Source organism: Flavobacterium sp. JP2137, assembly GCF_050562195.1.
Taxonomy (GTDB): Bacteria; Bacteroidota; Bacteroidia; order Flavobacteriales; family Flavobacteriaceae; genus Flavobacterium.
On record NZ_CP191647.1, the window covers coordinates 3,566,580 to 3,581,082 of the forward strand.

A 14,503-nucleotide genomic window follows, 5' to 3' on the forward strand; every position below is an offset into this window, starting at 1 on the left:
TTTGTCCGAGACCCAATTTACCACCCCTACGCTAGGATTTTTTATTCTTTTTATACCTTTCGATATCCTCGTAGATCTTAGCGGTTTGCAACATTTTATAGGCCTTGAATTTCCTGTTCATATACAGGGCGTGCTCACCTAGGGGATCGCTGCCTTTTAAAGCCTTTCTACTGCGGTCTGCCCATTGGTAATAATACATTTTATCGTTGTCGTAAAAAATTGCCCCGATCGAATCGGCCATGTAATTGTACTCGTTTATCGCAAATCGATACCCCTTTTTGGCGCTGAATAAGTTATCGCCCGAATACACATAGGACTGATCGGACAAACTCAAGTTAAACAAGGTCGGAAAAATATCTTTGTGCGAAGCCAAGACAGTGCGGTCATAGGCAGCGGGTTTATACGCATCGGGTACATACATCAGAATAGGAACACTGCGCTTTAAAAAAGAGGTTTGCTCGTTGTATTCAAACACCTGTCGAATGTTGTGATCTCCCGTAGCAACGACAATGGTGTTTTTCCCCAATGGCGATTGGCGAATTTCACGGATTAGCTTTGCCAACTGAGAGGCGGCATATTGATGCGCTGCAAAATTGTCGTAAGCCAATTCCGGCTCTACCCTAATGGCCGCTCTTAAGGAATCGCTCAGGTGAATCGGGTATTTTTTATAGTGTGTTGGAATTTCGTAAGGCGTGTGATTGCTAATGGTCAGCGCAAATATAAACTGCGGTTTCGCCGTCTTTTTCTTTAGCTTTTCCGCTATAAAATCGAAGAGGTATTCGTCGTGAGCCCCCCAAGCGAATTCTTCTGCATTCGGATAGCGCTTTAAAATATGTGCCTTTCCCTGAATGCTGTCGAAATACTGGTGCAACAAAAAGTTATCCACATTGCGCCAAGAGGTGTTGGCCCCCGACACAAACGAGGTCTCATATCCCTTTTCCTTATAGGGCTTCGCCACAGAGGACGAATAATTCACATCGAAATACTCCGATTGGGAAATGATGTTTTTAGGGGTGTTGATCGTCAAGTTTTCCAAGGAGTAAATCGTACCGTTAAAGGACGACAACGCACGATCAAACTGATAGAGATAGGGCAATTCGGTCTCCAAATCTCCGAGCAGATTGAGTTCTTTAGAGTGCAATTGAAAATAGTGGTAACTCATGCTCTCCATCATGACAAACACCACATTGGGCGGATTCTTTTCCAAGAACTCGCTGTGAGCCGTTCGCGCCAGAAACGCATTGTCAAAGCTGTCGATAGCCTGGGGACGGTAGTCCGCATAGGCCTGTTCCAAGTTTAAAAAAGAATTGGCTGCCAGTTCCGCTTGGATATCCGCGGCAAAACTATTGGTATTCAGTTCGGACTTCGCAAATTTAATAGCGAAGATTCCGTTATAACTCAAGGCATTGATAAAGGCTACGGGAGAGACATTGGTATGGTCGCGCCTCAGGGTAAACAAACCGACACTGCCCCTTAGTCCAATAAAAAACAACGGCAACACCAACAGGTACAACCAATTGGTTTTGGCACGGGATACCGTCCAGCGCGAAAGCGCGGCGCGGTACATCTTGGAAGCAAAAAACAGATAAGCCACCACTGCAACCACGTAAATCACCACGATGCTAAAAATCGGATAATCCTTCCAAACCGAATTGAGAACCGCCTGGGTATCGTCTTTAAAAATACCGAAGAACAATACGTTGATGTGCGATTGGAAAAATTGATAGAAAAAATAATCGATCAACAAAATTGTAGTAAACAGCAATAACGGCAGCAAGAGGTAGTATTTGGCAAATAGACCAAAAGCCCGAAAATACCTCAATCCCTTGGTTTGAGGTACAAACAAACCGATTACAGTTCCCAATATCAGCGGTAAAAAACCATAGCAAATAACCGAAACATCAAATCGCTCTCCCATTAGGAATGCCGCGAACACATCGGAATAATTATCCCAAAGCTCTCCGTAGTTCCCATAACTCAACATAAAAACGATTCTGCTGACTAAAAAGAGAACCGCGAAAAACAAAAAACTCTTCGACAGCAACTGTATTAATGACTTAAACAGATTGATATTCATAATTGCAAATAATTTTCTTTTACCCCTAATCGCCCCCAATACAACTTCGCACTGAGTCATTAAAAGCTGTTTTAATTGCAGCAAAAGTAATAATTACCTAAACAAACCACTCCAAACCCGACAAAAAAAATATATTATTTAAATCCCTCCCCCTTCTAGAAATCTAAACCGCTTTTTTTGAGTGACCGATTACCGAGTATAGAAGGGATTGATTTTATGCAATTTGTTCCTTTCAACGCGGTTTTACCACAGGCTTTCACAAAACTCATATCGGCTTTGTTTTTATCCGATTGGCATGTAAAAAACAATTATATCGCCTATACCGTTAACAGTTAAGCACTTTAAAAGTTAAAACAACCCTTCCCTTGACAAGCCCATCAAGCGACTAGAAAATAAAATTAAATATTTATGCAAAAGGATTTGTAAGAGACAAAAGACTTTGTATATTTGCACTCGGTTTTGAGGTGACTGACTTTCAAAGCTGAAATTTTGTAAAATTTTAAGATTTAAAAATAAAAGCAATGAGTAAGAGAACGTTTCAACCATCGAAAAGAAAAAGAAGAAACAAACATGGTTTCATGGACAGAATGGCTAGTGCTAACGGAAGAAAAGTGTTAGCTCGTAGAAGAGCCAAAGGAAGACACAAATTGACTGTTTCTTGCGAACCAAGACATAAAAAATAATGTTTTTCTAAAACATACCTAAAGGTGTTACTATTTATTCGTAACGCCTTTTTTTATACATTTTTTTGCCCTACATTGATCTTATACTGGTTTAAAGGGTACTTTTACAACAACCAACGCAACACACATCATTGAAATGCCTAAAGATACAACTATCAAAACCGTTTTAATAATTGGTTCCGGACCAATTGTTATTGGTCAAGCTTGTGAGTTTGACTATTCTGGATCTCAATCCGCTCGCTCGTTAAGAGAAGAGGGAATCAAAGTTATTTTGATCAATTCGAATCCAGCTACGATTATGACCGACCCCTCCATGGCGGACCATATTTATCTAAAACCCCTAACTACAAAATCGTTAATCGAGATTTTAAAAGAGCACCCGGAAATCGATGCTGTACTGCCAACCATGGGTGGGCAAACCGCATTGAACCTGTGTTTAGAAGCCGATGAAAAAGGGATTTGGAAGGATTTTGACGTGCGTTTAATTGGTGTTGACATCAACGCGATTAACATCACGGAAGACCGCGAGCAATTCAAACAATTACTTCAGCGAATCGACGTTCCTACTGCTCCGGCCAAAACGGCAACTTCTTTTCTCGAAGGAAAAGAAATCGCTCAGGAATTTGGTTTCCCCCTAGTGATACGTCCGTCGTTTACCCTAGGTGGTACCGGTGCCGCCTTTGTACACAAAGCCGAGGATTTTGACGACCTATTGACTCGTGGACTCGAAGCATCTCCTATTCACGAAGTGCTTATCGACAAAGCGCTACTCGGATGGAAAGAATACGAATTGGAATTGTTGCGCGACAAAAATGATAACGTAGTCATCATTTGTACCATCGAAAACATGGACCCTATGGGCATCCACACGGGCGATAGTATAACCGTAGCACCAGCGATGACCTTATCCGATAGAACCTTTCAGAGAATGCGCGACCTATCGATCAAGATGATGCGCAGTATCGGGAATTTTGCCGGAGGATGTAACGTTCAATTCGCGGTATCTCCCGACGAAAAAGAAGACATTGTCGCCATTGAAATCAACCCCCGCGTATCGCGTTCTTCTGCCTTAGCTTCTAAAGCAACCGGATACCCGATCGCCAAAATTGCGACCAAACTAGCCTTGGGATACTCCCTAGACGAATTGCAAAATCAAATCACCAAATCGACTTCCGCTTTATTTGAGCCGACCCTGGATTATGTGATTGTAAAAATACCTCGTTGGAATTTTGACAAATTCGAAGGAGCCGACCGCACCTTAGGTCTTCAGATGAAATCTGTAGGGGAAGTGATGGGAATTGGACGTTCGTTCCAAGAAGCCCTACACAAAGCCACACAGTCGCTCGAGATCAAGAGAAACGGTTTGGGTGCCGACGGAAAGGGTTATACCAACTACGACCAAATCATCGATAAATTGACTCATGCCAGCTGGGATCGCGTATTCGTAATCTACGATGCCATCCAACACGGTATACCGTTGAGCAGAATCCACGAAATCACCAAAATTGACATGTGGTTCTTAAAGCAATACGAAGAGCTCTATTTATTGGAAAAAGAAGTTTCCAAATACGCGATCGACACCCTGCCTAAAGAATTGCTCTTAGAGGCAAAACAAAAGGGATTTGCCGACCGCCAAATCGCACACATGCTCAACACCTTGGAGAGTAAAGTACACGCTTTACGCGACGAGATGAAGGTCAACCGCATATTTAAACTCGTAGATACCTGTGCTGCTGAATTTCCAGCAAAAACTCCGTATTACTACTCGACTTTTGAAGCGGAAATCGAAAAACCAGACGGCACGAGATATGTGGCCAATGAGAGCATCGTTTCCGACAAAAAGAAAATCATAGTTTTGGGCTCTGGACCCAACCGAATCGGACAGGGAATCGAATTTGATTACTCTTGTGTTCACGGTGTTTTGGCCGCAGAAGAATGCGGATACGAAACCATCATGATCAACTGTAATCCCGAAACGGTATCCACCGATTTTGACACTTCGAACAAATTGTACTTCGAACCGGTATTCTGGGAGCATATTTACGACATCATTCGCCATGAAAAACCCGAAGGTGTTATTGTACAACTCGGAGGTCAGACGGCTTTAAAACTAGCCGAAAAATTAGAGCGCAACGGCATTAAGATTATCGGAACTAGTTTTGACGCGTTGGATTTAGCCGAAGATCGCGGTAGATTCTCTGCCCTACTTGAAGAATTAAAAATTCCTTTTCCTCAATTTGGTATCGCGCAAACCGCCGATCAAGCTTTGGAATTGGCCGATAGCTTAGACTTCCCATTATTGGTACGCCCTTCTTATGTGTTGGGAGGCCAAGGAATGAAGATCGTTATCAACAAAAAGGAACTGGAAGAACACGTAATCGACTTGCTCAACTCCATTCCTGGAAATAAGCTCCTTTTAGACCATTATTTAGACGGTGCCATCGAAGCGGAAGCAGATGCTATTTGCGACGGTGAAAACGTATACATTATCGGTATTATGGAACACATTGAGCCTTGTGGTGTACACTCCGGTGACAGCCACGCCATGTTGCCTCCATTTAACTTGGGAGAATTTGTTTTACAACAGATCAAAGACCACACACATAAAATCGCTATCGCATTAAAAACCGTGGGTTTAATCAACATACAGTTTGCGATTAAAGACGATATCGTGTATATTATTGAAGCCAACCCTAGAGCGTCGAGAACCGTTCCTTTTATTGCAAAAGCCTACGGAGAACCGTATGTAAACTATGCTACTAAAGTAATGCTCGGTCATAAAAAAGTAACCGACTTCAATTTTAATCCACAATTAAAAGGATATGCCATCAAAAGCCCGGTATTCTCTTTTGACAAATTTAGAAATGTCAATAAAGCACTAGGCCCCGAGATGAAATCCACAGGAGAAAGCATCTTGTTTATAGACGACCTCAAAGACGATCAGTTTTACGAAATCTATTCGAGACGCAAAATGTACTTAAGCAGATAATATTATTCCATTCAATAAAAAGGTCGCCTCGAAAGATGCGACCTTTTTTATTTGCGGATGCGTCGATGCGCGGATGCGTTCATTCGCTGATGCGTTGATTCGCCTTGGATCGCGGAAGATGTGAGAGTTGTACTTTTTTAATTCGGAATTGAAATGACTTGCGGAAAATAGTTAAAAGCGGATGCTTTGATTCGTTGATGCGTTGATTTGCCTTGGGTTCGGAGGATGTGAGAGGGGTACTTTTTTAATTCGGAAATTGAAGTGTATGGATGAAAGCGGATGCGTCCATTTGCGGATGCGTTCATGCGCGGATTCGTCCATTCGCGGATGCGTTGATTCGCCTTGGATTCGGAGGATGTGAGAGGAGTACTTTTTTAATTCGGAAATTGAAGTGTATGGATGAAAGCGGATGCGTCCATTTGCGGATGCGTTCATGCGCGGATTCGTCCATTCGCTGATGCGCGGATTTGCCTTGATTTCGGAGGGTGTGAGAGGGGTACTTATCTAATTCGGAAATTGAAGTGTATGGCTGAAAGCGGATGCGTCCATTCGCTGATGCGTCCATTCGTTGATGCGCGGATTTGCCTTGGATGCGGAGGATGTGAGAGGGGTACTTTTTTAATTCGGAAATTGAAGTGTATGACTGAAAGCGGATTCGTCCATTTGCGGATTCACTGATGCGCCTTGGGTTCGGAGGATGCGAAATCAGTACTTATTTAATTTAAAACCCGCCATACCTAACGAAAACGAACGAAAAGCAGATGCATTCATTTGCGGATGCGTTGATTCGCCTTGGATGCGGAGGATGTGAGAGTTGTACTTTTTTAATTCGGAAATTGAAATGCCTTGTGGAAAATAGTTAAAAGCGGATGCGTCCATTCGTTGATGCGCTGATGCGCCTTGGGTTCGGAGGATGCGAAATTAGTACTTATTAAATTTAAAACCCGCCATACCTAACGAAAACGAGCGAAAAGCGGATGCGTCAATGCACTGATGCGCGGATTCGCCTTGGATTGCAGAAGATTCGAGATCAATACCTATCTAATTCGGAAATGGAACGCATTCTGGAAATTAAAGTGCCTTGGGGAAACTAGCGAATAAGCTATTAATGCCCCATGGGGTTGTACGATTCTATTTTCCAAGCGTCGGTATTCAAATCGACAAAGAAATAATTCACGGCATCCTTATTGTCAAAAGCGCCATTTTTATTGATATCCTCTATGGTTCTAAAATACAAGCGACTTTGGGAATCAATCACACTCCAATCCAAGAGTTCGTGCAAATCTTCGGAGAGCTTGGTGAATTTAGTCCCGTTGTTTAAACTGATATACAAAGACTTAATGTCGTTGGAATCGATTTTACCATCGCGATTGGTATCCTGATCCACTATGGTGTAAACGAGGACTTTCTTTTTGGTCTTTTCGGCTATGGTGCTCAGAAAAGTTACGGTTTGTATCTGAATAACCTGATCGGTAAGCGGACGCAAATGCGTGGAATCCATGTGCTGAAACATCAGGTTTTGAAAATATCCCGTGAGTTCGTACCGGTTGTAATTGGAAATCGCATAGGAAACCTGATTGACTTTGGTCGAACCGTATTTTGAGCTAACGTCGTAAACCCGTACATCGCCAATGGGATGAATCAAATATTTAGTTCCCTCCATCAATATAGGCAAATCCGCAATCTTAATTTGAGTACTGTCTATTTTTTGAGGTTCTCGCACAGATACCTTTTTCTCTTCATAAATCACTTTTGGTTGATCCGCATCTTTTTTACAAGAAACAAAACCCATCAAAACCAAGATTACCGCTATACCTTTTAACTTTTTCATCACTTCCTTTTTATCCTATCAAATATAAAAATAATTACGCTAGCTTTCAAAAAAATTACAGGCGCATATTAACTTTAAGATTAAACGTCCTTGTGGTCATATAATTTGGAATTCCGTACTGCACTTTTGAATACACATCCCGCACCCAAGTATTGGTTATCGCATTTTGGTTGTCGAACAAATTGTAGATTTCAAACCCCAGAGTGAGCTCTTCAAAGGGCGTCAACCAGCTTTTGTCGAGGCCAATTTTAGCATCTTTAAACACATAAGAAAAACCGGCATCCGCTCGGCGGTAGTCCTTTAAGCGGGTTTGGTATTGATACGCATCCGCGTAAGAGGGCGATCCCCCCGGCAATCCAGTGTTGTACACCAAATTCAAATACATTTTTAGATTGGGAATCTGTGGCATATAATCCTGAAACAACAATCCAAACTTCAGTCGCTGATCGGTAGGCCGGGCAATATACCCCTGATCTCGGTAATTCTCTTCGGTTTTGAGGTAACCAAAACTCAACCACGACTCGGTACCCGGTACAATTTCGCCATTTAAACGCACATCTGCTCCATAGACAAAGGCCTTTGCCTCGTTGTCTGCGTGATATCGAATGCGCACGTTTTCCAAAGTATAGGTATTGACATCGGTCAGGTTTTTATAATACACCTCGGTAGTCAATTTAAAAGGACGCTGCCCCAGCACAAAACTAAAGTCGTTACCCACGACCAAGTGAATCGCTTTTTGAGCCTCCAGGTTTAGGTTGAGCGTTCCGTCCATAGCGCGCATTTCGCGGTATGATGGCGGCTGTGCATACCAGCCTCCAGACAGGCGAAAAACCATATCCGCATTCCAATTGGGCTTGACAGAAACCTGGGCGCGAGGACTGACAATCATCTTGGAGTTCGACTGCTCTAGTCCGTTATCCGCTTGCCACCAATGGCCGCGGACACCGGCGTTCATCCACAATTCGGTTTCGCCTATATCCATGCGGTAACTCCACTGCACATAAGCCGAAAGCCGATCAATGGTCAAATCGTTGCGCGCATACACGTTTTGGTAAGGCTCCAAAGGCCCATAATACGGTTGGTACGGTTGTTCATTTCTCAAATCGATCAGCGGCGCTGGCAGGGAAAAGCCCGCCGAATCAATCACTTCCCACTCCGCTAAACGGTCTCTAATATCCTCTCTCGTAAATTTCACACCCCATTCCAACTGCTGTTGGTCTTTGTCGTGAAACCCCTTGACCTCCGCATTGAAAATAAGCGCATCATAATCGTTTCTAGCGTGGTTTAACTGCGATCCCACACCCCGACTATAGGTGACCCCTCCAAAGTTTTCGGATCCCATATTGGTATCGACTTCGCCCAGGCGGTAAGAAGCCAATATGTCAAAATGCTCTTTCTCCTGAGTGTGGTAGGTCGTGGCGATAAATTTTAACTTGGTATAATCATTCCACTGGTAAACGGCTTTTAAAGCGCCGAAAAGCGTTAAATACTCGTCTTTCTCCTGCCCTTGATAATTGACCAACAAGGCCGTCGGATTGTCGATGGTACCGAAATTCGTTTGTCGCGACAAGGGTTCGTAGTGGTATTTGTTCTGAGAGATGTTTCCCAAAAAACTCCACTGCCACTTGGTGGACACATTGAAATTGACCAAGGTTTGAAAATCGACAAAGGTCGGGCTAAAATTCGTTTCGGTTTCCTGGCTATTGACCAAGAGCTTGTTGTTTCTATAGCGCACTCCGGAAATCGTATTCCACTTCTGATTTTTTGAAACCCAATCTACCGTGACCGAGCCCCCTAAAAAACTCGCCTCCACCGCAGCTTTAAAAACCGTGGGGTTGCGGTAGGTAATATCCAACACAGAAGAGAGTTTATCGCCGTATTTCGCTTGAAATCCCCCTGCGGAAAAATGAACCTTATCCACCATATCGGTATTGGTAAAACTCAAGCCCTCTTGTTGACCCGATCGAATTAAAAACGGTTTATACACTTCAATTTCGTTGACATAAACCAAATTCTCGTCGTAATTACCGCCGCGAACCGCGTATTGGGTGCTCAATTCGTTATTGGAATACACTCCGGGTAGGGTTTTTAATATGTTTTCAATTCCGGCATTAGCCCCCGGAATTCGACGCAGCAATACCGGCGAAATAACCGTGGCCCCCAACACCCGATCGGTGGGGTTTTTAATGACGATTTCGTCTAGGGACTGGGTATCGCGAATCAAGATCAAATTGAGTTCGTGATCTTCATTGGGCTTTAAGCGCATCGACACCCAGGCATTTTTATAACCGATATGGGTAAAGTGCAATTGATAGTCCTGTTCCGCTTCTATGGCAAAGACATAAAAGCCGTTTTCATTGGTCGTCACTTGTATACCGGCAGCTACTATGGTAACCCCGACGACGGGCAATTGATTTTCGTTGAGAACAAGTCCTTTGATTCGAGCTTGTTGTGCATAGGTTGCCATACAAAACAACATACACAGGGCGATTGAAAGCGCTTTAATTTTTTTCAAGAGTCTAATTTTTTATTTTATAAAAAAGTAACTTTCAAATGTGGCGGTATTCCCCATTCGGTCCGTCGCTATGATTTTAATATCGTTTTTACCCGTGGTCGCAACTCCATCACTTAAGGCGTGCTCGATCAGATTGGTCTTGTAATCGTAATCCATCAGCACCCATTTATCGTTGATAAAGGCTTCTATCTGACCCATTCCAGACAAGGCGTCGCTCACGGAAAAAACCAGTTTTTTGGTTCGATCCAATTCGGCACCCGTCACAAAATTGGGTTTGGTAATTTGCGGAGCCACCGCGTCTTCAAAGATTTGATACTGTCCAAAATCGCGTGTTCTGATCGAAAAAACACCGTTTTTTTTCTGGGTGGTAAAATACTCTTTTTTCCCGTTTGAAACACGTCCGATAAACGCTTTTTCCAAATTGATCCCCTTGGCGTTCGTCAGGTCAAACTTAATCGTGATATTCTTGTGTAGCGCAACGGTCTCGTCGTGCAGCTGTAACACCTGATCCTTTACGGCGAGTTTTAAATAAAAATCGTCGTAAAAAACATTTGCCGGAAACTCCACCACCACGTTTTCGCGTTCAAAGATATAATCGCGCTCGGCTTGAATAAACAAGTCGGTCTTTTCCCGCGTCTCTTTTACAACTACCGCTTCTTCCGCATAATCTATAGGCACGTGAATAATCGTTTTATTCTTGTTGAAATCCGAAATTTCAATTCTATAACTCCAAGATCCAGCCGCCGCGAGTGACAGTTGTCCATTGCCCTTATTAGCAGCACGAATCAAAGACAAACCATAAGGCTTGCTGAAAAACAGTTTTTGAAAGCGCTGCTTGGTCTTGATATAGCGCTCATAGTCGATGAGGGCATTGACAAATCTCGATTCATCAAAGGCAAAAGTATCAAATTGATAGCTGTAAAACGCTGCGCCGTTTAAAAAAGTTTCCATCGCATAGATGCCGTTGTTGCCGCTGTTGATGTCGGATTTGTCGTAGGCATTGACCGCAAAGCCGATATTTCCCACTCCCCGCACGGCATTCGTCAAAAACGAACCGTCCTGCTGCTTGGTTAAAGTCAGCGCTACCGGCTTTTGCGATTGATTGACCACCGCTTGGTCTCCTATGGGATATACCAGCAGTCCATTGACTATAGGCGACTGAGAATCCTTGACCATATCACGGGGACCGAAGTGCAACGGGTTAATAATTTTTTCGGTTTTGGTGTCGCGAAATTCATAGTGCAAATGCGGACCGCCCGAACCCCCGGTATTTCCGGTAAAGCCGATGAGTTCACCCTTTTTAACCCGCAGCTCCCCCGCCCTGGGAAACAATTCAATCTCGAATTTCTTGGCGGCGTATTGCTGGTTGCGCACAAAATCGCCTATGGGCTGATTGTACGCATTCAAATGTCCATATACTGTAGTGTAGCCGCCCGGGTGATTGATATATAAGGCTTTTCCATAACCAAAGGTCGATACTTTAATACGCGATACCGTGCCATCGGCAGGCGCATATATCGGCAGGCCGATGCGCTGCTGGGTACGGATGTCCAATCCGGCGTGAAAGTGATTGTTTCGCAATTCACCAAAGGTACCGGAGGGAATTAAGTCGATCTTTAAAGGGCTGGAAAAATAATCCTTGGGATAATTCTGGGCAAAACACCAAGAAGAAGCGAGTAGTACTAATAGAAATGGTCTCATCATTGCAATTTGTGCTAAATTATAAAAATAACTAATGCCTAATAAACTGTTTAGGAAAAAATAAACTTAGCTTAAATATCTGTAAATTATTTAACAATAAAGAATTTTCAATTTTTTATCCTATTTTTTTTTTATTTAGAGATAGTAATATTAACTTTGTGCAATCATGTAATGAAGAATAGTACAATGAGTGAACTTAATGAAATCATAGATTCTCTAGAAAGTAAGTTTACGAGACTGGTACAAAAGCTTGATGCTTTGGAAGTTGAGAATGCAACACTGCTGCGCGAACTGAATCAATCAAGGGAGAAAATTAAAAATTTAGACGAGGCATATCACGGTATAGAAACGCGGTATGATTCCCTAAAATTAGCCAATTCATTACTGGGCAATGACGAAAACAAAAGAGATACGAAACTCAAGATAAATTCATTAATACGAGAAATAGACAATTGTATAGCACAGCTCTCTGAATAATAAAGAGTGATTATGGATCAGAAATTAAAAATCAAAGTTTCTATTGCCGATCGGATATATCCACTAACGGTTGATTATTCGCAAGAAGAAGGACTACGGACGGCCTCAAAAAAGATTGAAACGATGATTCATCAGTTTGAAGAGAATTACGCAGTTCGCGACAAACAAGATGTTTTGGCCATGTGCGCCTTACAATTTGCCGCACAGACAGAGCAGAAGAAAATCGATGTTTCTGACAACTATACACAAGCTATTGATCGCTTACAACAAATGAATGAAAGATTGGATAAGATCCTATTAAAATAACACGTTCTTTAACATAAAACTAAGATACTGCCCACATTAGTACCTGTTTGATAAACTCAACGCTAACAAATTAAAATGAGTGAATCATTGCTTCTAAAGCACGCTGCCTCGCGCAGATCCTTGAACAGCAAGATAGCTCAAAACTTGTCATATTACGAGTTTATACAACCACCCCTAATGTGGGCTTTTTTTTTATAATTACACAAACAAATATGGATACAATATTAATTATCGGGGGATTAATACTAGGAATAGTAGTCGGCTTTGCCATAGCAAAGTACCTAGAAAAAAACAATGCATCTTCCATTTTAAAGAATGCGAAAAACGAGGCGAAAACGCTTTTAAAAGATGCCCGAGCCGATGGGGAGAGTTTGAAGAAAGAAAAAATGCTGCAAGCCAAAGAGAAGTTTATCGAGCTTAAAGCAGAGCACGAGCAAGTAATTTTGTCGAGAGACAAGAAAATTGCAGAGGCCGAAAAGAGAACTAGAGATAAGGAATCTCAAATTTCGAGTGAGTTGGCCAAGGCTAAAAAATCAAACGAAGAAGGAGATAAAAAAATAAAGGAGTACGAAACCAAGCTTGAAATCGTAGAAAAGAAACACGAAGATGTGGAAAGACTACACAAAAGTCAAGTAGAGCAATTGGAAATCATATCGGGTCTTTCTGCCGATGAGGCCAAAAACCAAATCATCGAAAGCCTGAAAAACGAAGCCAAAGCCAATGCGATGTCCTTTATACAAGACACCATTGAAGAGGCTAAAATGACCGCACAGCAAGAAGCCAAAAAAATCATTATCAACACCATTCAACGTGTAGGTACAGAAGAGGCGGTAGAAAACTGTGTATCGGTATTCAACATTGAATCCGACGATGTCAAAGGACGTATTATCGGTAGAGAGGGGCGAAACATTCGCGCTATCGAAGCCGCTACAGGAGTAGAAATCATTGTTGACGACACCCCAGAAGCTATTATTCTCTCGTGTTTTGACCCCGTTAGAAGGGAAATCGCCAGATTATCACTACACCGACTCGTTACCGACGGACGTATTCACCCGGCTCGTATCGAAGAGGTCGTGGCAAAAACAGCCAAGCAAATCGACGAGGAAATCATCGAGATCGGAAAACGCACCGTGATCGACTTAGGGATACACGGTTTACATCCGGAATTGATTAAAATCATCGGCCGTATGAAGTACCGCTCTTCCTACGGACAAAACTTGCTACAACACTCGAGAGAGGTGGCTAAGCTTTGTGGATTGATGGCTGCAGAATTAGGACTAAACGTGAAGTTGGCCAAAAGAGCCGGTCTTTTACACGATATCGGTAAGGTTCCAGAAACCGAAAGCGAATTGCCTCACGCGATTTTGGGAATGCAATGGGCGGAGAAATTCGGCGAAAAAGAAGAGGTTTGCAACGCTATTGGTGCCCACCACGACGAAATTGAAATGACTTCCCTCATCTCTCCTATCATCCAAGTATGTGATGCTATTTCAGGAGCTCGACCAGGAGCCAGACGTCAGGTGTTGGATTCATACATCCAAAGATTAAAGGATTTGGAAGGTATCGCACAGGAGTTCAACGGTGTTAAAAATGCCTACGCCATTCAAGCGGGACGCGAATTGCGCGTTATCGTGGAAAGCGAAAAAGTATCGGACGAAATGGCTTCTACGCTATCCTTCGATATCTCTCAGAAAATTCAGACAGAAATGACCTATCCCGGTCAGGTTAAGATAACGGTTATTCGAGAAACTCGAGCCGTCAATATCGCCAAATAAACGAAAGCCTCATGAAAATGGGGCTTTTTTTATGCCGTATTGCCAACGGTTTTTCAGCGTACTACACGGCTGCAAAACAGCGCGTACAAGAAAGCTAAAAACACCAAGGCACCATAGAGACGAGCCCGGATCAATGAATAATGCGCGCT

The 14,503-nt window shown here is 42.8% G+C and carries 9 protein-coding genes and 1 other RNA gene; 6 read left to right on the plus strand and 4 right to left on the minus strand.

The genetic code is table 11. The annotated features are described in order from the left end of the window. Positions 1–31: 31 nt before the first annotated feature. Positions 32–2,137 carry an LTA synthase family protein gene (locus tag ACQZ43_RS15760; protein ID WP_430613652.1) on the minus strand — a complete coding sequence of 702 codons (2,106 nt, stop codon included), beginning with the start codon at positions 2,135–2,137 and terminating at the stop codon, positions 32–34. Positions 2,138–2,598: 461 nt separating this feature from the next. Between ACQZ43_RS15760 and rpmH the strand changes: the two genes are divergently transcribed. Together rpmH and carB are read left to right on the plus strand one after the other, a co-directional pair. Next, positions 2,599–2,760, plus strand: coding sequence for a 50S ribosomal protein L34 (gene rpmH, locus ACQZ43_RS15765; protein ID WP_007136275.1), 162 nt, complete (start codon positions 2,599–2,601; stop codon positions 2,758–2,760). A 136-nt stretch (positions 2,761–2,896) separates the two neighbouring features. Then, positions 2,897–5,749 (plus strand): carbamoyl-phosphate synthase large subunit, encoded by a 2,853-nt coding sequence (carB, locus tag ACQZ43_RS15770; protein WP_430613655.1) that lies wholly within the window; start codon positions 2,897–2,899, stop codon positions 5,747–5,749. Positions 5,750–6,854: 1,105 nt separating this feature from the next. Here carB and ACQZ43_RS15775 read toward each other — a convergent pair. Genes ACQZ43_RS15775 through ACQZ43_RS15785 form a run of 3 tightly spaced genes read right to left on the minus strand, consistent with a single transcriptional unit; the run spans position 6,855 to position 11,799 of the window. After that, positions 6,855–7,580, minus strand: a complete 726-nt coding sequence (locus ACQZ43_RS15775) for a hypothetical protein (protein WP_430613656.1) — start codon at positions 7,578–7,580, stop codon at positions 6,855–6,857. A gap of 55 nt (positions 7,581–7,635) precedes the next feature. Next, positions 7,636–10,059 (minus strand): TonB-dependent receptor, encoded by a 2,424-nt coding sequence (locus ACQZ43_RS15780; RefSeq protein WP_430615711.1) that lies wholly within the window; start codon positions 10,057–10,059, stop codon positions 7,636–7,638. Between the two features lie 48 nt (positions 10,060–10,107). Continuing rightward, complete coding sequence (locus ACQZ43_RS15785; RefSeq protein WP_430613657.1) at positions 10,108–11,799, minus strand: M23 family metallopeptidase; 1,692 nt, start codon at positions 11,797–11,799, stop codon at positions 10,108–10,110. A 183-nt stretch (positions 11,800–11,982) separates the two neighbouring features. Between ACQZ43_RS15785 and ACQZ43_RS15790 the strand changes: the two genes are divergently transcribed. The 4 genes from ACQZ43_RS15790 to rny all read left to right on the plus strand — a co-directional run bounded on the left by ACQZ43_RS15790 (position 11,983) and on the right by rny (position 14,354). Further along, complete coding sequence (locus ACQZ43_RS15790; RefSeq protein WP_430613659.1) at positions 11,983–12,273, plus strand: hypothetical protein; 291 nt, start codon at positions 11,983–11,985, stop codon at positions 12,271–12,273. A 12-nt stretch (positions 12,274–12,285) separates the two neighbouring features. Next, the gene (locus tag ACQZ43_RS15795; protein ID WP_430613660.1) at positions 12,286–12,579 is read left to right on the plus strand and encodes a cell division protein ZapA; all 294 of its coding nucleotides are present in this window, start codon (positions 12,286–12,288) and stop codon (positions 12,577–12,579) included. A gap of 54 nt (positions 12,580–12,633) precedes the next feature. Next, positions 12,634–12,741: non-coding RNA, 6S RNA (gene ssrS, locus ACQZ43_RS15800), on the plus strand. Positions 12,742–12,791: 50 nt separating this feature from the next. Next, entirely contained in the window at positions 12,792–14,354 is a 1,563-nt protein-coding gene (gene rny / locus ACQZ43_RS15805; RefSeq protein WP_430613662.1) for a ribonuclease Y, read from the plus strand. Positions 14,355–14,503 lie beyond the last annotated feature (149 nt).